Source organism: Marmoricola sp. OAE513 (genome assembly GCF_040546585.1).
Classification (GTDB): domain Bacteria; phylum Actinomycetota; class Actinomycetes; order Propionibacteriales; family Nocardioidaceae; genus Marmoricola.
This window is the reverse complement of sequence record NZ_JBEPOC010000001.1, coordinates 2,791,878-2,810,778: the sequence shown is the minus strand read 5'-3', so window position 1 is coordinate 2,810,778 and position 18,901 is coordinate 2,791,878. Positions and strand designations below refer to the sequence as shown.

The following is an 18,901-nucleotide window of genomic DNA, read 5'->3' as shown; positions in this document are numbered from 1 at the left end:
TTGTGCACCTCACGCCGTACGGGTGCCTCGGTCTGCGAGCCGGAAGACCTCGACCCCGCCACGGTGCGCCCAGTGCACCGGCCAGGCGTGTCCGTCGATCTCGGCGGTGGCGTTGAGCAGGAACCGCCCCCACGCGCGGTCGCTGACCGTCCACGGCGCACCTTCGGGTCGGGTGAGCAGAAGGGCGACCGAGCCACCGCCACCTGGTCCGCGGAGGATCTCGTCGCACCACCCGACCAGGTCGTCCCGGTCGATCCCGTACGGCCCGTCGGGCAGGTTGTCGAGGGTGAGCAGCGGGCCGACGGGGCGTCGGGCGTCGTCGAGGAACAGCAGCCAGAGCGATCGGAACAGCAACGGCTCACCACCGATCACAGACCGCCACAGGGCGGTCAGGTCGGCGGTCGTGCGGACGGGGCTCTGGTGGCGGGGCGGTCGGCGCTGGGTCACGGGCAGATGGTCGTACGCCGCCGTCGGGTGACGCCGCGCGTATCCACAACGCCCGCCGGCCCGGTCGCTCCCGACGGGCTGTGGACACCTCGGCCGCCCGACCCTGCCGGTCAGCGCTCGAGCAACCGCGCCTTGATCGCCGCTTCGCCGCCCGGGTCGAGCCCGAAGCGGGTCCTGTCCCCGACGACCTGGAGCCCGTGCACCAGCACCTCGTCGATCCCGTGCGCAGCCAGGACCGCCCGGTCGACCTCGACGACCGCGTCCCGGATCGCGGCGATCTCCGGCGCCACCGGCGCGGACCCGTGCACCTGGTTGAGCAGCTCGGTGACCCCGACCTGCTGCGCCTCGCCCGCCCGTACGACGGCCTCGGCCAGCCGGGCACCCGCGTCGCGCGCGCCGTCGACCGAGTCCGGGAACGGGTAGGTCGCGCGCAGCCGGGAGGGGTTGTAGCGGTGGCTCTCGTTGAGCCGCGACCCGCCCTCGTCGACCGCCCAGAGCCGGTGCGGGGTCGAGGCAAGGAAGGCGTAGAGGCCGCGGTCGGCCGAGGGGTACACGATCAGCCCGTTGCTGAAGACCGGCCCGGTGCCGACGATGACCGGCCAGATGTACTTGGCGTGCTTGGAGAACGCGATCGCCTCGGGCTCGCCGGCCAGGTCCTCGTACAGACGGGCGACGGGGTTGAGGAAGCCCCACCAGCGCGAGACCAGCTGGGGGTACTTCGCGAGCTGGGTCTCGCGCTCGGTGCGGATCAGCGTGAGCCGGTCGGCGAGGGCGGGGACGGCTTCGAGGTCCGCGAGCGGGACAGCGCCGAGATCGAGCACCTGGCGCGAGGCGGACGAGCGGTGGCGAGTGACCAGGTCCTCCCCGCTCAGGTAGTCCCTGATCCACGTGCCGATCCGCGGGTCCGCGGCACGCAGGTCGTCGGCCTCGGCGGTCGTGAGCACCAGCGAGCGACCGAGCACGATCGTGGCCTGGTGCCCGTGCGGCAGCCAGTCGGGCGCCGGAGTGGTGCCGCGCGCGGACGCGGCGACCCGGCCGAGGTGGGGACCGATCCGCTGGACGACGACGCCGTCCAGCACCGCGCTAGAGCCCGACACCCCTCGTCGCAGCCACAGCAGCGCGATCCGTACGCCGGCCGCGCTCGGCCACGGCCGGGAGGTCTCGGCCCGGAAGATCTCGAAACCCTGATCGATTGCACGGCCGGGCCCGAAGCGGGCGCTGTCACCCTCGGAGACGGCGTCCGGGAGCACGAGCCCGACGACCCCGCGGGACAGGCGCGTCGCGCGGGCCAGGAAGAACACGACCAGGTCGGAACGGCCGGACTCGCCGTCCAGCAGCGTGGCGGCGTACCGGTCGCGGACAACCTGGCCGACCGCTCCGCGGATGTTCTTCACCCCGAGGAAGGGCGGGTTCCCGATCACCGCGTCAAAGCCTCCGGCGCCCATCACCTCCGGCGCGAGCACCGTCCAGTCGACAGCCACCCGACCGGCGACGGGTTCGTCGAGCAGCGAGTCTCCCGCGACGACCCGGCCCTCGAGCACGTTCCACGGCAGGTCCTGGTCGCCGGCGAGCAGCCACAGCGAGAGCCGGCAGACCTCGGCCGTCGTCGCATCGACGTCCGCGCCGTACAGGCAGGTCGTGATCACCTGGCGCAGGCTCGGGCCGCCGTCGACCAGTCCGGTCAGGTACTCCGCGGCCGAGAGCAGGAAGATCCCCGAACCGGTGGCGATGTCGAGGATCCGCAGGTCGAGCAAGTCCTCGGCACGCAGGCCCTCGACCAGCGGCGCCAGAGCGTGCTCGACGACCTCGTCGGCCAAAGCCCGTGGCGTGTAGTGGGCGCCGGCGTTCCTGCGGTCCTCGTCCTGCAGCAGGGCCTCGTAGGCGTGGCCGAGCTGCTCGACCTCGACGCCGTCGAACCTGCTCACCCGGGCGCGCAGCGAGGCCAGCAGGTCAGCAGGGACGGCGCGCCCGACGGCGAGCGCACCGACCGGCAGCACCAGCCCGCGCGCGGCGGCGAGCCGCTCCCCGTGCTCGCGCATCACGACGCGTACGGCGTCGCGGTAGGCAGCGGCTTCGCTCACGACGCTCGACCCTAGCGGCACCGCCGGACTGGTCCGGACGCTGACGTGCGTCGGCACACTCCCCTAGCCTCAGCGCGTGAGCTCCGAGACCCCCGTGCCCCAGCCCCCGTCAGCGCCGCAGTCACCCGACCCGTCCACCGGCCCCTCCTCCTTGGCGTTGCCGACCCCGGCCGCCGTCGGACGCGCGCTGCGCGCTCCCCTGGTCGGTCTCGGGATCACCTTCCTGGTCGCGATCGTGATGGTGGTGCTGATCGCCGTCGCCGCGGGCCTGGACTCCGACGGCGACAGCGGCGTGGACTCGAGCACCATCCACGCGATCGGCGTGCTGCTGGCGATGCCGCTGCAGCTGGTGGCGATGGCCCTGTTCGGCAACCTGCACATCAACGACGACGGGGGCGTCAGCGGTGCCCTTCTGGCGCCTCCCCTCGGCCTGACCGCGGTCTTCCTGTACGTGACGGCACGCGTCGGCCGCACCGCCGCGCCCGCCGCCGACGAGGGCAGCCGGGCCATCCTGGCCGGCGCCGTCGGCCTGCTCGTCGCGGTCGTGATCACCCCCGTCACCTGGGCCGCCGCGATGCGCGACGACGGCACGGTCATGCACGCCGCCTCGGTCAGCCTGTTCTTAGGCGCCTGGTTTCTGACCGGCGCGGCGGTGTACCTCGGCAGCCGCCTGGGCGCCGGCGTACCCCGCCCGGCATGGATCGCGACCGAGTACGCCGAGGCCGCCCGGCTCTGGGTGCAGCAGGTCGTCCTGTGGATCGCCGTCGCACTGCCGATCCTCTGCGTCGCGGCGATCCTCAACGAAGGTGTCTGGCTGGCCCTGCTGGCCCCGCTGTGGGTGATCACCCTGGGCCTGGACACCTACGCGGTGGGCCACCTCGGCGGCATCAGCGTCTTCACCGAGACCGCCCAGGCCTGGGACTTCGACCCGATCTGGGCGGTCCTCATGCTGGTCGGGGCCGTCCTGCTGACCGTGCTCGGAGCGGTCGCCTGGCACCAGCGCCGCGACCAGGCGCCCGCGTGGTTGGACAACCCGACGTCCTGGACCGTGCTGCCCACGATCTTCTTCGGTGGCGCCGTGGTCGTGCTGCTGCTCCCGTCGATCACCCTCGGCGGCGGCTTCGAGGGCATGGGCGCCTCGTTCACCGTCCGTCCCTCGCCCCTGACCCTGGCCGTACTGCCGGTCTTCGGCTTCGTGGTCGAGGTGCTCAGCCGGTTCGTCGCGCCGGGCCTGCTCGCCTCGGCGCCGGCACTCGCCCGGCTGCGCGGCACGCCGCTGCCGGCGCAGACGGTCGTCGGCACCCCGACCGCGGCCGAGGGCGCCCCCGCCGCCCCCCGTCCTCCGCTCACCGACGCCGAGAAGGCGCAGTGGAAGCGGCTGGCCATCATCGGCGGCGTCGTCGTGGTCCTGCTCGGCGCGGGCTCGGCGACCATCTCCGGGATCAACTCCGCGAAGTACAGCGCCGAGGCGACCGCGGAGAAGTACCTGGACGCACTCCAGGACGGCGACGCCGAGAAGGCCCTGGGCCTGGCCGACGTCGAGGACGGGAACACCGACCTGCTGACCGACGAGATCTACGGTGCGGCCGAGAAGACCTTCACCTCCTACGAGATCGAGGACACCTCCGACGGCTTCGGCGGCGTGACCCGCGTGGAGGTCGAGCTCAGAGGGCTCGAGGGCGGCAAGGCCGAGGTCGAGCTGGAGCTGCGCAAGGACGGCAAGACCGGGGTCTTCTTCGACAAGTGGGAGGTCACCGACGGCGGTCTGGCGACCCGGGTCAGCTTCGACCTGCCCGAGGGCGCCGACAGCGTCGCGGTCAACGGGACCGAGGTCGAGATCGGCTCCGGCGAGGACGTCTACCTCTTCCCGGGCACCTACGACATCAACCCGTACGGCGACAACAAGTGGCTGAGCACCGACGGCGCCAAGACCGTCGTCGAGGCCGGGTCCTACTCCGGGTACGCGGAGATCCCCGAGGCCACCGCGTCCGACGCCTTCCGCGAGGAGGTCGACCGCCAGCTGTCCGCCTACCTGGACACCTGCATGGCCGCCACCACCATCGACCCCGACGGCTGCCCGAACAGCGGGTACAACTCCGACGCCGTCAACGTGCGCTGGACGCTGACCACCCCTCCGACCGTCGACTACGACTCCTTCGACGGCGAGTTCCCTGCGCAGCTGTCCACCGACAGCGGCCAGGCCTCGGCGACGTTCGAGTACGACGCCAACTACGGCTTCGGGCCGAAGGACATGGTCACCGAGACCTACGAGGACACCCTCTACCTCTCCGTCACGGTCGAGGAGGTCGACGGCGGGCTGAAGGTCACGGTCGACGAGTAGCCCCCTAGGCTTCGGGCGTGAGCACCGAAGAGCTGCAGGTCAACCGTCGTGACGGCGTCGTCGAGGTCGTGTTCAACCGCCCCGAGCGGCGCAACGCCTTCACCAGCGCCATGTACGCCGCGCTGCGCGACCTCTGCGACGAGCTCGCCGAGGACACGAGCACCCGGGTGCTGGTGCTGCGCGGCGCCGGCGGCAAGGCGTTCGCGGCCGGCAACGAGATCTCGGACTTCCTGGACCGCGACGCGGTCGGCTACGAGGAAAGCATCCGGCAGCTGCTGGTCGCGCTCTTCGAGCTTCCGCAGGTCACCATCGCCGCGGTCGAGGGTGCCTGCGTCGGCGGTGGCCTGGCCGTCGCGACCCACTGCGACCTGCGGATCTGCACGCCGGAGTCCCGATTCGGCTACCCGATCGCCCGCACGCTCGGCAACGCCCTCGCGGCTCCGGTCGTCTACCGCTGCGCCTCGGTCTTCGGGGAGTCGCTGACCCGGGAGATGCTGCTGACCTCGCGCCTGACCACCGCCGAGCGCGCGTACGCCGTCGGCGCGGTGATGTCGGTCGTCGAGGACCTCGACGCCGAGCTCGACACCGTGGTGGCGGGCCTGCTGGCCGCCTCGGGCGTCACGATGCGGGCCACCAAAGCGCAGCTCTTCGCGCGCGCCGAGGTGCTCGAGGCACCGCCGGCCTTCGACGCCGCGATGCTCGGCGAGATCTACACCGGGGACGACTTCAAGGAAGGCGTCCGGGCGTTCCTGGCCAAGGAGAAGCCAGCCTTCCGCTAGGCGCTGGTCGAGCTCCGCCGGTGGTTGAGCCTGTCGAAACCCTCGGTAACAGGCTGTTACCGACGTGTGGAGAACCCGTTCCGTGCTGTGACCGGGACGGGTCTTTGACGTTGCCGGGCTGTGGTCCTGGCCTCCGTAGCGTTCTGGTTGTCGCTGAAAGAGCGGCCCAAGACCGGATCGCAGCTGTCCTGCTGCGGCACACACAGTAGGAGAACTCCCATGAAGCGCACCAAGGTCCTCGTCCCGCTCGCCACCCTCCTCGCCGCCGGCGCCATCGCCGTGGGCTCGGGTGCGACGTTCAACTCCACCACCGGCAACACCATCAGCGCCGTCACCGCCGGCACGCTGACCCACACCAACTCGAAGGCCGACGCGGCCATCTTCAACCTGACCAACATGAAGCCGGGCGACGTGCTCAACGGCACCCTGACGCTGACCAACACCGGCTCCCTGCCGGCCGCGTTCTCGCTGATGGAGACCTCCTCCAGCAACGGCTTCGCCGGCAGCAACCTGACCCTCGACATCGTCGACACCACCACGGGCACCAACGTCTTCTCCGGCACCTTCGGTGCGCTGGCCGACGACGCCAAGCTCGAGCTCGGCACCTGGGCCTCCAACGCGGCGCACACGTTCAAGTTCACCGTGAAGCTCAACCAGGACACCCCGAACACCGACCAGGGCAAGACCGCCGGCGCGACGTACCGCTGGTCCTCGGTCCAGCTCGCGGGCGACACGTTCAACCAGTGATCCCAGCGGGAGGGGCGCGCACAGGGGAGGCGCCCCTCCCGTTGCACCACTTTCCCCTGACCTGATCCACCCCGCAGCACCCACCTTCCACCGATGAGGAGCCAGCGATGAGCCAGCACCGCGCACCCGGGAACCAGGCCGACAAAGCCCCTCTCCCCCGCCGCGTCCTCCGGTGGGTCGCCACGCTGGCACTCGTCGTCGTGATGCTCGGATGCGTCGCCTGGATGGCCCCCGCGCTGTTCGGATACGACCGCTACGTCATCACCGGCGGCTCGATGACCGGGACCTACGACAAGGGCTCGATCGTCTTCGAGAAGAAGGTCCCCGTCTCCGAGCTCGAGGTCGGAGACGTCATCACCTACCTGCCGCCCGCCGACTCCGGCGTCCCGACCCTGGTCACGCACCGGATCCTCAAGATGGAGCCCGCCGAGGGCGGCGGCACCCTGTTCACCACCAAGGGCGACGCGAACGCGAAGCCCGACCCGTGGCACTTCCTGCTCCTGGACCAGAAGCAGCCTGTCGTGGAGTACGGCGTCCCGCACGCCGGATGGATCTTCATTGCCCTGGCCGACCGGAAGGTGCGGATGCTCGTCATCGGCCTTCCCGCAGCACTGATCGCACTCGGTGCGCTGGGCCAGCTTGTTGGGGGGATCCGCGGGCGCCGGCTTTGGGAGGAGCCGACGCCCGCGTCCCCCAGCCACCGTTCCGAGCCCGTCCTGGTGGTCCCGCCGCAGCGGACCCCCGACGAGGCCCCCGACCGCCTGCTCGTCTGAGCCGGCCCACGATCCGCCGCCCTGCGCCTGCCTCCCGGCGACGCAGGGCGGCGCTTCACCATCCGGCCTGAAAGTGCACCTGTTTGCGCTGACCCGGGCTCGCTGTTACCGAGTTGTGGGGTTCGGGGGCCTGTTTGTTGCCGGGCCGTGGTGCACGAATTCGTAGCGTTGAACCCATCAGAGCAAGACCCGCCAGAGCCCGAGGAGGAACCCGATGTCGCGTCACCGCCGCTCCACCGCCTCCCGCTTGGTCGCGGGCGTCCGTGGCCAGAGCCGCTGGACCACGCTGCTCGCCCTCCTCGCCGTCTCGGCTCTGACCGCCTTCGGCATGCCGGCCCTCTCCGGCGCGACCTTCACCGCGATCTCGAAGAACTCCGCCTCGGTCACCGCCGCCAACGACTGGACGCCGCCGACCGTGTCGGTGCGCAACCCGGGCGCAGCGGTCAGCGGCAACGCCACGATCACCGCGGACGCCACCGACGGCCAGAGCGGCATCGCCAACGTCGTCGTCCAGTACCTGGCTCCCGGCGCCTCGTCGTGGACCACGCTGTGCACGGCGACCAGCTCGCCGTACGCGTGCCCCTGGAACACCGCGGCCGGCGCCGACGGCACCTACTCGCTGCGGGCGATCGCCACCGACAACGCGGGCTACTCGACGACCTCGGACGTGGTCAGCACCGCCGTCGCGAACAAGCTGTTCATCGTCCTGGGCGACCCGGGCGACATCCTGCGCGGCACGGTCCCGCTGACCGCGACGCTCTACAACAACGGGATCCTCCCGTACGTCGTCACCATCCAGTACGCCGTCGCCGGCACCACCACCTGGAAGACCTTCTGCACCACCCTGCTGCCGCCGTACACCTGCTCCTGGAACACCACGGGCAACGGCTTCACCCAGGGCGAGAGCTACGACCTCCGCGCCTACGCCACCCTCGGCACCAGCACGGTCACCTCGGCGATCATCGACGACGTGCTGATCGACAACGTCGCCCCGACCGTGACGATGACGGACCCCGGTACGCCGCTGCGCGGCACCACGACCTTCGCCGCCACGGCGACCGACGCGGACGCCGGCGTGAGCAGCGTGCAGCTGCAGTACCAGCGCTCGGGCACCTCGACCTGGACGACCTTCTGCACGATCGCGGTCGACCCGTACAGCTGCCGCTACGCGACCAACCAGCTCACCGACGGCACCTACGCCTTCCGGGCGGTCGCCACCGACGGGGCGGGCAACACCACGACCTCGGCAACCGTCTCCAACCGCGTGGTGGACAACACCGTCACCACGGTGGCTGTGGAGGACCCGGGCGCGTTCCTGTCCGGCACCGTCGCGATCAACGCCTCGGGCAGCTCCTCGGCCGGCATCGCCTCGATCCGGATCGACCGGGCCCCGAGCGGTACGACGACCTGGACGACCCTGTGCACCGACACCACGTCGCCGTACAGCTGCTCGTTCAACACCACGACGGTGGCCGACGGCACCTACGACTTCCGTGCGGTGCTGACCGACAACCAGGCCCGCACGACGACCTCGGCCACGCTGAGCGGCCGCCGTGTCGACAACAGCCCGCTGCGCGGGTACGACGTGCAGGGGGTCAACGGTGGCGCGAGCGTCGGCAAGTTCACCGCCGGCGACACCCTCAAGCTCACCTACACCGACGAGGTGAACCTGGGCTCGATCACCTCCGGCTGGACCGGCTCCTCGCTCCCGGTGACCCTGAGGCTGCGCGACGGCAACCTGCTCGGCCTGGGCGGAACCAACGACACCGTCGACGTGCTCCGCAACGGGTCGGCCGTCAACCTCGGCAGCATCAACACCAAGGGCAACTTCGCCAAGAACCAGAAGACGATCTCCTTCAACGCGACCATGGTGGCCACCACCACCGCGATCAACGGGGAGACCGCGACGGTCGTGACGATCACCCTCGGTTCTGTGGCCAGCGGCTCGGGTCTGCGCACCCAGTCGGCCGCCGCGGCGATGGTCTGGACGCCGTCGGCCACCGCGACCGACCTCCAGGGGCGGGCCTGCTCGACCACGCCGACCACCGAGCTCGGCGCCCTCGACCGGGACTTCTGATGGCCAGGAGCCGGCTGTCGCGCGCGGCCGCCGGGCTGGCCGGTGCGCTCGCCACACTGATGAGTGTCGAGTTGGTCAGCGGGTCGCGGATCGAGGCCTACGAGGTCGTGCTCGTCGGCGCCGTCGTGGTCGGCCTGGTGGGTGTCACGATCCGGCTCTGGCAGCGCAACTCCTTCGAGTCCCGGTTGGCCGCGTCCCTGCTGGCCCTGGTCGCCCTGACAGGCCAGGTGCTGGTCTCGGTGGTCGGCGACCCGAGCCGGGCCGATGGTGCGCACTGGCACCCGGTCGGCCTCGCGGTCTCCGTGGTCGCCGTCGCGTTGCTGGGCGTGCTCGTCTCCGACGCGCGCGCCAGGAGCGAGAGCTCGGGGGCGAGGCATCCGTATGCTCTCTGAGATGACGCACAGACTGCTCGTGGTCGAGGACGACGACGGGATCGCTGCACCCCTGGTGCGCACCCTGGAGCGCGAGGGCTACGAGGTCCACCGGGCCGCGGACGGCAGCACCGGGCTCAAGAACGCCGGCGACGGCGGCTTCGACATGGTGCTGCTCGACCTCGGCCTGCCCGACATGGACGGACTCGACGTCTGCCGCCAGCTGCGGGCCGACGGGTTCGAGGGCGGCGTGCTCATCCTGACCGCGCGCGACGGCGAGCTCGACCGGGTGGTCGGCCTGGACGTGGGCGCCGACGACTACCTCTCCAAGCCCTTCGCGCTCGCCGAGCTGCTCGCACGGACCCGTGCCCTGCTGCGTCGTACGGCCCGGCCGGAGGCGGCTGCTGCGACGCCGGCTCCGAGCGCGCCCACCGGCGGTCTGCGGGTGGACCTGCAGAGCCGACGCGTCTGGGTCGAGGACACCGAGATCTCGCTGACCTCCAAGGAGTTCGACCTGCTCGGGCTGCTGGACTCCGAGCGCGGCACCGTGCTGACCCGGGAGACTTTGATGGACAAGGTCTGGGACGAGAACTGGTTCGGCTCGACCAAGACCCTCGACGTCACCATGGGCCGGCTGCGCCAGAAGCTCGAGGAGGCCGGCGCGCCCGTCCAGATCATCACCGTGCGCGGCGTCGGCTTCCGCCTCGAAGCAGGCTGACCAGTGCGGGACCGCCTGATCGCCGCGTTCGTCGGCCTGACCGTCGTCGTCGTGGCGCTCTACGGCATCCCGCGGGCGTACTTCCTCGCGGACCTGATCCGCACCGACGCCCAGGAGCGCGTCAACCGCAGTGCCGACCTGGTCGCTGCTGCGGTGGATGCCGGTACGGCGACCACGCCGGACGCGCTCGACGCCCTGTCGACGCGGGGCGAGTGGATCGAGATCCGCACGGCCGGCGGTCAGGTGATCTCCTCGACGCACGGCCCGGCCGACGACGGCGACATCTCCGCCACGCACCCGCTGGGCGACGGCGGCACCGTCACCGTGACCCGGGAGGCGGACGAGATCGACGACGCGATCGCCGACGCATTGCTGCCACTGGTGCTCATCGGACTCGGCCTGGTGGTCGTGGCCGGGCTCGCGGGCTCCGTGATCGCGCGGCGTCTCGCCCGCCCGTTCCAGGAGCTGGCGTCCGCGGCGCGCGACCTGGGCACCGGAGCCAGGCGACCCGAGCTGCCGACGTACCGGGTGCCGGAGGCGCAGGCGATCGGTGAGGCGCTGACGGTGAGCGGCGACCGGATCGACCTGCTGCTGCGCCACGAGCGCGAGCTCGCCGTGCACGCCTCGCACGAGCTCCGGACCCCGATCACCGCGCTGCGCATCGACCTGGAGGACCTGGCGCTGTGGCCGGAGACGACTCCGGCCGTGGCCGAAGCGCTCACCCGCAGCACCGGCGAGCTCGACCGGCTCTCTGCCGCGATCGGCGACCTGCTCGACCGGGCCCGCGAGCAGCTGGCCGGTGACGAGATCGACCTCGACCTGGACGCCCTGGTCGCCGACGTCGTCGCCCGGCTCGACGGCCCCGACCTGCGGCTGACGCACGCGGCGTCGGTCCTCGCGCCGACCCGGTTGGACCCCGAGCTCCTGCGGCAGGTCGTCGAGCACCTGCGCGACGAGGCGCTGGACCACGGCGTCCGGACGCTCGAGCTGGGTGTCACCGACCGAGGCACCCACCACGAGGTCCGGCTGACCCCGGACGACGCCGCCACGGCGACCAGCGGACCGTCCTGGCGGGCAGCAGCCGAGCTCGCCGCCGCGCTCGGCGGACAGCTGACCCGCGAACCCGGCTCTGCGGTCGCTGTCCTGCGCGTTCCCAAGCGGGCGTTGTCAAAGGACGCATAACGGGCATGATGTGCCCATGGAAACCATCGGCACCTCACCTGCCGTCGTCGTCGATGCCAAGCTCGCCGAGTACGGCGTCCTCGAACAGCCCGGTGGACGGGATCTGCAGGCCCTCGTCGAGCTGGCCGCGCTGGTGTGCGCCGTGCCCACCGCCGCCATCAACCTGATCACCGGTCGGGAGCAGCGCCAGGTGGCCGCCGCCGGCATCGACCCGTCGGTGTGCGCGCGCGAGGACTCGATGTGCGCCATCGTGATCGGCGAGCCGAAGCCGGTCATCGTCCAGGACGCGAGCCTGGACGAGCGGTTCGCCACGAACCCGTTCGTCACCGGCCAGATCGCGCTCGTGAAGTTCTACGCCAGCGCTCCCCTGATCACGCCCGACGGGGTGACCATCGGGCGGCTGTGCGTGTTCGACGACCAGGCCCGCGAGCTGACCGCTGAGCAGGCCGGCGTGCTCGAGGTCCTCGCAGACCGGATGGTCGACGTGCTCGAACTGCGGCTGCGCACGCGTGAGCTGGAGCAGGCGCGCGACGAGCTGCACCGGTCCAACGAGCTGCTCACGCTCTTCGCCGGTCAGGTCAGCCACGACCTGCGCTCCCCGCTGACCGCGGTGATCGCGAACGCCGAGCTGCTCGCCACCGAGCCGGCCGTCGTCGCCGACCCGGACGCCGCCGCCCTGGCGACGGCGATCCAGAAGGCGGGCGTGCGGATGGCCGGCCTGATCGACACCATCCTGAGATACGCCCGGACCGGATCGTCGCTCGACGTCGTCGAGGTCGACCTCGAACGCCTGGTGAGCACGGTGCGCGAGGACCTCGCTCCGACCCTGGCCGCCCGCCGTGGCACGGTCACGACCGGCTCGCTCCCGGTGGTCCGCGCCGACCTGCAGCAGATCTACGTCGTGCTGCAGAACCTGATCTCGAACGCCGTGAAATTCACCCCGGTCGGTGTCGCCCCGGTCGTGCACGTCGCGGGCGAGGTGACTGACTCCGGCTGGCGCGTGACGGTCACCGACAACGGTTCCGGCATCCCCGCCGACCGCCGCGACAGCGTGTTCACCCTGTACACCCGCGGCGCCGGGAACGTGGAGGGGTTCGGCATCGGGCTCGCGACCTCACGCCGGATCGTCGAGGCCCACGGTGGCGAGATCGGCGTCGAGGACGGCCCCGACGGCGGTTCGACGTTCTGGTTCACCCTGCCCCAGGTCGGTTGAGGTGCGGCCGCGCTCGCGGCCGCCTCGAAACCCGGTGCGGTGCACGGCGCACCAATCCGCGCGGGCTCCCGCCCCGAACCACCCACATGCGCCTCCGCCTCGCACTGCTGTCCGCTGCTGCTCTGCTGACCCTTGCCGCCTGCGGGAGCGACGAGGAGCCGAGCGCGGGCTCATCGCAGACCCAGCCCCCGTCGACGGCCGCTGCGCCGACCCTCACCCCGACTCCTACGCCGACCCCTACGCCGAGCCAGCCTGCGAAGGCGAAGCCCGCGACCGCTGCCCAGATCCAGTCGACCATCGACGACGTGCAGAGCTACGCCCCCGCGATGGAGCAGGTCTACTTCGACCAGGGTTACCCGAAGGACCTCGCCGGCGCGCTCAGGACCGCGAAGCAGTTGACGTTCCTCAAGCTCTCGCAGGGCAACACGATCGCGTCGTACGTGTTCGACCCGAGCGACCAGGAGTTCCAGCTCTGCATCGAGAACACCTCGGGCGCCTGGGCCGTCTACGACACCAGCCCGATGTCGACCACCAGCTCGGGGAAGTCCGGCGGCTGCCCCTAGGCGCGCGAGAGCCCGGACCGTTCTGGCGGACCGGGCTCTCGTGGTGCCGGTTGGATGAGGTCAGCCCTGCGCGATCTCGATCTTCTGACCGGCCGGCTTCGCGTAGGCGTTCGCCACCCGCACCGTCAGGACACCGGCGTCGTACGACGCGGAGACCTGGTCGGCGCCGACCTGTCCGCCGAGGCGGAAGGTGCGCTTGAACGCGCCGTACCGGAACTCGCTGAACCGGCGGCCGGTGGCGTCCTCGCCGCGCGGGTCGCGGCGCTCGCCGTCGATGACCAGGCGTCCGTCGACGACCTCGACGTTGACGTCGGAGGCGATGTCGACACCGGGCAGCTCGAGGCGGAGGACGAGGTCCTCGCCGTCGCGCTCGGACTCGACCGCCGGGGCGTACCCGGCCTTGGACTGACCGGCCACGGCCTGCGGGCCGAAGGCACGGCTCACCAGGGCGTCGAAGGCGGCGGTGTTGCTGCGCACGCGGTACACATTCAAAGCGGGAGTCTTGCTCATGGTGGTGCTCCTTGGTCCCAGGGCCCTTGTCCGGGCCGTTCACCTGGTTCCAACGTTGAGTCGATCCGACTCAATCCTGATTCCTGTTCGCGGGCAGCGAACTCAGCCCGGGTGCGTCCAGCGACCGCGACGCTCGAGCTCGGGAAGCACGCCTTCGCCGAACCAGTACGCCTCCTCGAGGTGCGGGTAGCCCGACAGGACGAACTCGGAGATGCCGACGGCGGCGTACTCCTCGATCAGGTCGGCGATCTGCTGGTAGCTGCCCACCATCGCGGTGCCGGCGCCGCCGCGGATCAGGCCGACGCCGGCCCACAGGTTCGGGTAGACCTCGAGGCCGTCCTTGGTGCCGGCGTTGAGCTCGAGCATCCGCCGCTGCCCCTCGGACTGGCTGCTCTTGAGCCGGTCCTGAACCCGCTTGATCTGGTCCTCGGAGATCCCCGCGATCAGTCGGTCGGCCTCGGCCCACGCCGCCTCAGGGGTCTCCCGCGCGATGGTGTGCAGCCGGATCCCGAACCGGAGCGTGCGCCCGAACCGCTCGGCGTGCTCCTGCACCTTGCGGACCTTCTCCGCCACGGCGGCAGGCGGCTCGCCCCAGGTCAGATAGACGTCCACGTGCTCGGCGGCGACCTCCAGGGCGATCGGCGAAGAGCCGCCGAAGTAGATCTCCGGACGGACGGTCGGCACCGAGTTCAGCTGGGCGGCGTCGAGCTTGAGGTGCTTGCCCTCGTAGGTGACCTCCTCGCCATTCCACAAGCGGTTCACGATGTCGAGGAACTCACCGGTGCGCTCGTAGCGCGAGTCCTTGTCGAGGTAGTCCCCGTAGACGCGCTGCTCGCGGTCCTCGCCCCCGGTGACCACGTTGAGCAGCAGCCGCCCGCCGGACATGTTCTGGAAGGTGACCGCGCTCTGCGCCGCGTAGAACGGGGCCGTCAGACCGGGCCGGAACGCGACCAGGAACTTCAGCTTCTCCGAGACGGCACTGATCATCGCGGTACTGATCCACGCGTCCTCGCACCAAGCGCCTGCCGGCGTGAGCGCTGCGACGAACCCGAGCTGTTCGGCCGACCGTGCGATCTGTCCCAGGTACGGCACGGAGATCGGGCGCTGGTCGCCCGCCTCGATCGCCGCGCCGTGGCCGCCACCGACGATGTTTCGGCCGTCGCCGCCGTTGGTGGGGAGGAACCAGTGGAAGGTCAGATCGGTCATGGAGCATTTCTACATCGGATAACTAGACTTAATCGAACCGGTTCAGACTCTAGGACCGGGCGGTCTCGTGGAAGATACGGCTCGACACCTGCCCCGCTGCCACCAGGTCACCGCCCACGCTCCGCACCGCTACCTCGGACTGCGTCATCGAGCGTGACCTGTGCACCACCGTCGCCACAGCCTCGAGATCACCGAGAGCTGGTGCCAGGTAGGTCACCGAGAGGTGCGAGGTCGCGCCACCGGTAGCCCCATCAGCCGCGGTCAGCCCGGACGCCGACGCAGCCGCGCCCGCGATGTCGATCAGCGTCGAGATCACTCCGCCGTGGATGACGCCGGGGACCGTGGTGAGCTCGTCGTCGAACTTCAGCCCGACCCGGACGCAGTCCACCTCGGCGGCGACGATCTTGATGCCGAGCGCCTTGCCCACCGGCGAGGCGGCGATGACGCCCTCGATCCAGGCGCGTGCACCCGGATCGAGGGCCTGAGTCGTGGCGGTCACGCCGTCACCAGGTCGCGGTCGGCGGCGGGAGCCTCGGCGCGGAGGCCGGCGTACTGGGCGACGGTGAAGCCGGCGACCGCAGCCGCCTGGACCAACACGAAGGCGACGCCGAGTCCGGTCAGATCGGCCCAGTCGGCGACGGCGAAGACGATGCTCGCGACGACGTACACGACGTTGAGGGCGACGACCTCGCGCACCAGGCCGCGGTGCTGGTTCACCGACACGAAGGCCACGAAGGCTGCCCAGCCGAGCAGAACACCGGCCATTGCCAGCGAGAACGGCACCGGGAACCCGAGCTCGCTCTCAACCGGGTCGAACAGCACGAGCACGAGCAAGCCGAGTGCTCCCGAGGCGACGGCGTCGAGGCGGAGAGCGTTGCGAAGGTTGAGCATGAGTACCTCCAGTTGTCGTTGGTGGCACCACCTTCGGCGCAGTCCCGCGTCCCGTCGATTACCTGCCAGGTAATGGCCGCGTCTCGCTCTGCTCTACTACGTTCCCGGTATGACGGCACAGTTCAGCGACACCGACAGTCCCGAGACCTTCGGCGACCTGATCCGAACCTGGCGGCAGCGCCGGCACTTGAGCCAGCTCGAGCTGTCCTCCCAGGTCGACGTGTCCACCCGGCACCTGAGCTTTGTCGAGACCGGCCGGGCCAAGCCCAGTCGCGACATGGTGCTGCACCTGGCCGACCACCTCGACGTGCCACTGCGCGACCGCAACCAGCTGCTGCTCTCGGCAGGCTTCGCTCCGGTCTACCCCGAAGGCTCGCTGCACTCCCCGCAGATGCTCGCCATCCGCGAGGTCATCCGGCAGCTGCTCGCCGGGCACGACCCGTATCCCGCGGTGGTCGTCGACCGCTGGTGGAACCTGGTCGAGGCCAACACCGGGCTCCTGCTCATCGCCTCGCAGGTCTCGCCCGAGCTCCTGACGCCGCCGGTCAACGTGCTGCGCCTGGCGCTGCACCCCGAGGGCCTGGCGCCGAACATCTTGAACCTGGGCGAGTTCCGCGGTCACCTGATCGGGCGGCTGCGCCGGCACGTCGCACTGACTGCTGACTCGGAGCTCGCGGACCTGCTCACCGAGCTCGAGGGTTATCCGTGCGATCAGCCGCTCGAGGAGATGCACGGACCGGGCGAGGTCGTGGTGCCGCTGCGGTTGCGGATGGGTGACGTCGAGCTGACGATGCTGAGCACTGTGACGACGTTCGGGACGCCGCTGGACGTCACCGTGGCGGAACTGGTGATCGAGACGTTCTTCCCTGCTGACGAGGCGACGGCGTCCTGGTTGCGGGACGCCGTCGCCTCACTCTGAGCCTGAGCTGCTGAGTCAGCTGGCGGACTGGGCCGGCGGCGGACCGCCGCGGCCTCCACCACCGAAGCCGCCGCCACCCGGACCGTCGCCGATGACCTTGGCGTCGAACGCCTTGAGCACCGAGGTCTTGTCGGCCTCGGTCAACGTGCCGGCCTTCACCGCAGCGTCGAGCCTGGTGACCAGGTCGGCGCGCGACTCGGTGCGCCGCTCCTCACGAGCGGCCTCGAGCTTCTTCTCCTGAGCAGCGACGGCTGTCTTGACCTTCGCCTCGGAGACATTGAGCTCCTTGGCCAGCGCCGTCACGAACTTCGCCTGCCGTGCGGCACGCTCTGCCTCGGTCGGCGGGGTGGGCTTGGTGCCGTCAGCCGGCTTCTCGGGACGCAGTTCGTCACGGACTGCGTCGAGCGCCTTCTTGACGGTGGCTTCCTTCAGGCCGAGCGCCTTGGCCAGCGCTGCCGCGTCGTAGCCACCGCGCTCTCCGCGGGGACCGCCTGGGTGGGCGCTGGTGGAGCTAGTGTCCGGGGCGTCGTCGGCCGAGGCGATCGCGATGCCGCCGACCGCCAGGCCCAAGCCTGCGACCGCGCCGGCGATGCCGGTGCGGGTCAGTGTGGATCTGTCCATGTCCGTTCCTCCTGATGAGTCGTTGTCTCATCTCAAGGTGGAGCGGGAGTCTGTGGGCGGGCTGTCAGGCGCCGCGGAGGGCGCTGTTGATCGGACAAGACGCCCGCCTGCGACCTGCGAAGCGACAGTTGCGCTCCTCTGTTCAGGAGGCCCGGGCCGGCAATACGAGAAGCGTCCCATCCTCATGCTTCTCAATCTCGATGACGACGTCGCCGGTCGCGCTGCTTCCGTCGCCCGGCTCCAGGGCGCGCAACCGGTAAGAGGCATCGAGAAGGCTGTCGACCTGCTTGCGGGTCATCATCTTGTCGACGAACCTCTTCGGGGTCCTCAACTGGATTGCCGAAATCCTCCGAAGGACGCGCGTAATACGTTCCTCGAGGTCGTTGATGCGCTGCTGATCGTCGCGAAGGCTCCTCGCGAAGTTCTCGAACGCGTTGTCGGCCTCGCTCTGACCCGCCTCGACGCCTTGAAGGACGATGACACGGCGCTTCAACGCGACAGCGAGGGCGGCGATCTCGAGGTGGGCATGAAATTCTCCACCGTCGCTCGTAATGCCTGGAAGCGCGCCCTCGAGCTCGGCTGCGTCAACGTGGCCGTCCTCGAGGATGTCGTCGAGACCGGTTTCCCATTTCAGAACACGAGTATGGGCTCGCTGCGTGGCTGTGCTGATCGCGTGAACCGCCGAGTCAAGACCCAGCGATGCCCCAACCTTGCCGCGATCGAGAAGGAGGGCCGTCGCCTTGTCAATCGCGTCACGACAACCGTCGAGTTCACTGCGCTCGGCCTCAAGCCTGTCGTCGTGGAGCTTCTCGAGTAGATCGGTGATGTTCTCGATGGCCTTCTGGCGTTCATGGTCCGCGTAGGCACTGGCGCCGACCGCCACTGCCATGAGTACCAACGGAGCGGCGACGGTCATCGTTCCGGCCGCTGCGGTACCCGCTGCGGTGCCGACCGCCGTGCCAGTCGCGCCGGCCGCTGCGGCCTCTACAGGAACGAATGTCGCCTTGGCTGCAACGACGTTCTTGCCAGCGCTGTTGACCAAGTCTCCGTAGATTCCGCCAGCGACCGCTTTGGACGCCATCGGCTTCACGAAACCCCTCCCGAGCTGCGATGCCACCTTGGCCGGCACGTGCATCCGATAGAGAATCTCGCCGGACTGAGCTACCTGTGACACCGCGGGAACCTTGGACGAATTGCCCACTAGCCGCGTAAGTTCCTGGGCCAGCGGACTCAACGCATCCAAGGGAAGGCCGCTGAAGCGACCACGCTTTGTCGTCAGGGGGTGGGCCTCGAGCGTCACCATCGGAGCGGAGGCAAATGCCGCCAGCGCCGAGCGCAGCTCGGCCACTCTCTCGGCCGTCAGCGCGCCCTCGTCAGGGAAGACTGGGACCGTGGTCGCACCCTCGGTCGTAGACAGAGTCCACAAAGGCACAACAGTGCCATCGACTTCGCTCATTGATCT

At 70.3% G+C, this 18,901-nt stretch carries 19 protein-coding genes; 11 read left to right on the top strand and 8 right to left on the bottom strand.

Annotated features, from left to right (window positions below; genetic code table 11):
* Nucleotides 1–9: 9 nt before the first annotated feature.
* Nucleotides 10–447, bottom strand: coding sequence for a hypothetical protein (locus ABIE44_RS14070; RefSeq protein WP_209716404.1), 438 nt, complete (start codon nt 445–447; stop codon nt 10–12).
* Between the two features lie 110 nt (nt 448–557).
* A complete protein-coding gene (locus ABIE44_RS14065; protein WP_209716407.1) occupies nt 558–2,528 on the bottom strand; it encodes an Eco57I restriction-modification methylase domain-containing protein in 1,971 nt (656 codons plus the stop codon).
* A 76-nt stretch (nt 2,529–2,604) separates the two neighbouring features.
* Here ABIE44_RS14065 and ABIE44_RS14060 point away from each other — a divergent pair, with 76 nt between their 5' ends.
* The 10 genes from ABIE44_RS14060 to ABIE44_RS14015 all read left to right on the top strand — a co-directional run bounded on the left by ABIE44_RS14060 (nt 2,605) and on the right by ABIE44_RS14015 (nt 13,292).
* Nucleotides 2,605–4,869 carry a hypothetical protein gene (locus ABIE44_RS14060; RefSeq protein ID WP_209716410.1) on the top strand — a complete coding sequence of 755 codons (2,265 nt, stop codon included), beginning with the start codon at nt 2,605–2,607 and terminating at the stop codon, nt 4,867–4,869.
* Nucleotides 4,870–4,886: 17 nt separating this feature from the next.
* Nucleotides 4,887–5,648, top strand: coding sequence for an enoyl-CoA hydratase-related protein (locus ABIE44_RS14055; RefSeq protein ID WP_209716413.1), 762 nt, complete (start codon nt 4,887–4,889; stop codon nt 5,646–5,648).
* 219 nt (nt 5,649–5,867) lie between these two features.
* Nucleotides 5,868–6,395, top strand: coding sequence for a TasA family protein (locus ABIE44_RS14050; RefSeq protein WP_209716415.1), 528 nt, complete (start codon nt 5,868–5,870; stop codon nt 6,393–6,395).
* 107 nt (nt 6,396–6,502) lie between these two features.
* Nucleotides 6,503–7,168, top strand: coding sequence for a signal peptidase I (locus ABIE44_RS14045; protein ID WP_209716418.1), 666 nt, complete (start codon nt 6,503–6,505; stop codon nt 7,166–7,168).
* 214 nt (nt 7,169–7,382) lie between these two features.
* Nucleotides 7,383–9,245 (top strand): Ig-like domain-containing protein, encoded by a 1,863-nt coding sequence (locus ABIE44_RS14040; protein WP_209716421.1) that lies wholly within the window; start codon nt 7,383–7,385, stop codon nt 9,243–9,245.
* A complete protein-coding gene (locus tag ABIE44_RS14035; protein WP_209716424.1) occupies nt 9,245–9,637 on the top strand; it encodes a hypothetical protein in 393 nt (130 codons plus the stop codon). Before ABIE44_RS14040 ends, ABIE44_RS14035 begins: the two co-directional genes overlap by 1 nt.
* Before the next feature lies 1 nt (nt 9,638).
* Nucleotides 9,639–10,334, top strand: coding sequence for a response regulator transcription factor (locus tag ABIE44_RS14030; protein WP_209716426.1), 696 nt, complete (start codon nt 9,639–9,641; stop codon nt 10,332–10,334).
* Nucleotides 10,335–10,337: 3 nt separating this feature from the next.
* A complete protein-coding gene (locus ABIE44_RS14025; RefSeq protein WP_209716429.1) occupies nt 10,338–11,516 on the top strand; it encodes a sensor histidine kinase in 1,179 nt (392 codons plus the stop codon).
* Nucleotides 11,517–11,532: 16 nt separating this feature from the next.
* Nucleotides 11,533–12,729, top strand: a complete 1,197-nt coding sequence (locus ABIE44_RS14020; RefSeq protein WP_209716432.1) for a sensor histidine kinase — start codon at nt 11,533–11,535, stop codon at nt 12,727–12,729.
* An 86-nt stretch (nt 12,730–12,815) separates the two neighbouring features.
* Nucleotides 12,816–13,292, top strand: coding sequence for a hypothetical protein (locus ABIE44_RS14015; protein WP_209716435.1), 477 nt, complete (start codon nt 12,816–12,818; stop codon nt 13,290–13,292).
* 60 nt (nt 13,293–13,352) lie between these two features.
* Here ABIE44_RS14015 and ABIE44_RS14010 read toward each other — a convergent pair whose 3' ends face one another.
* From ABIE44_RS14010 to ABIE44_RS13995, 4 genes are all read right to left on the bottom strand, one after another.
* Nucleotides 13,353–13,802, bottom strand: coding sequence for an Hsp20/alpha crystallin family protein (locus ABIE44_RS14010; protein ID WP_209716438.1), 450 nt, complete (start codon nt 13,800–13,802; stop codon nt 13,353–13,355).
* 102 nt (nt 13,803–13,904) lie between these two features.
* On the bottom strand, nt 13,905–15,008 hold the full coding sequence (locus tag ABIE44_RS14005; protein ID WP_209716441.1) for an LLM class flavin-dependent oxidoreductase: 1,104 nt from the start codon (nt 15,006–15,008) through the stop codon (nt 13,905–13,907).
* A gap of 49 nt (nt 15,009–15,057) precedes the next feature.
* Nucleotides 15,058–15,507, bottom strand: a complete 450-nt coding sequence (locus ABIE44_RS14000; protein WP_209716444.1) for a PaaI family thioesterase — start codon at nt 15,505–15,507, stop codon at nt 15,058–15,060.
* Nucleotides 15,504–15,899: a hypothetical protein gene (locus tag ABIE44_RS13995; protein ID WP_209716447.1), complete on the bottom strand. Its 396-nt coding sequence runs from the start codon at nt 15,897–15,899 to the stop codon at nt 15,504–15,506. The genes ABIE44_RS14000 and ABIE44_RS13995 overlap by 4 nt, the downstream gene beginning before the upstream one ends.
* Before the next feature lie 109 nt (nt 15,900–16,008).
* On the opposite strand from ABIE44_RS13995, the gene ABIE44_RS13990 reads away from it, so the two are divergent.
* Nucleotides 16,009–16,818 (top strand): helix-turn-helix domain-containing protein, encoded by an 810-nt coding sequence (locus tag ABIE44_RS13990; protein WP_209716450.1) that lies wholly within the window; start codon nt 16,009–16,011, stop codon nt 16,816–16,818.
* A gap of 15 nt (nt 16,819–16,833) precedes the next feature.
* Here the strand turns inward: ABIE44_RS13990 and ABIE44_RS13985 are convergent, their stop codons facing one another.
* Both ABIE44_RS13985 and ABIE44_RS13980 read right to left on the bottom strand, forming a co-directional pair.
* Nucleotides 16,834–17,439: a hypothetical protein gene (locus tag ABIE44_RS13985; protein ID WP_209716453.1), complete on the bottom strand. Its 606-nt coding sequence runs from the start codon at nt 17,437–17,439 to the stop codon at nt 16,834–16,836.
* A gap of 142 nt (nt 17,440–17,581) precedes the next feature.
* Nucleotides 17,582–18,895, bottom strand: coding sequence for a hypothetical protein (locus ABIE44_RS13980; RefSeq protein ID WP_209716456.1), 1,314 nt, complete (start codon nt 18,893–18,895; stop codon nt 17,582–17,584).
* Nucleotides 18,896–18,901 lie beyond the last annotated feature (6 nt).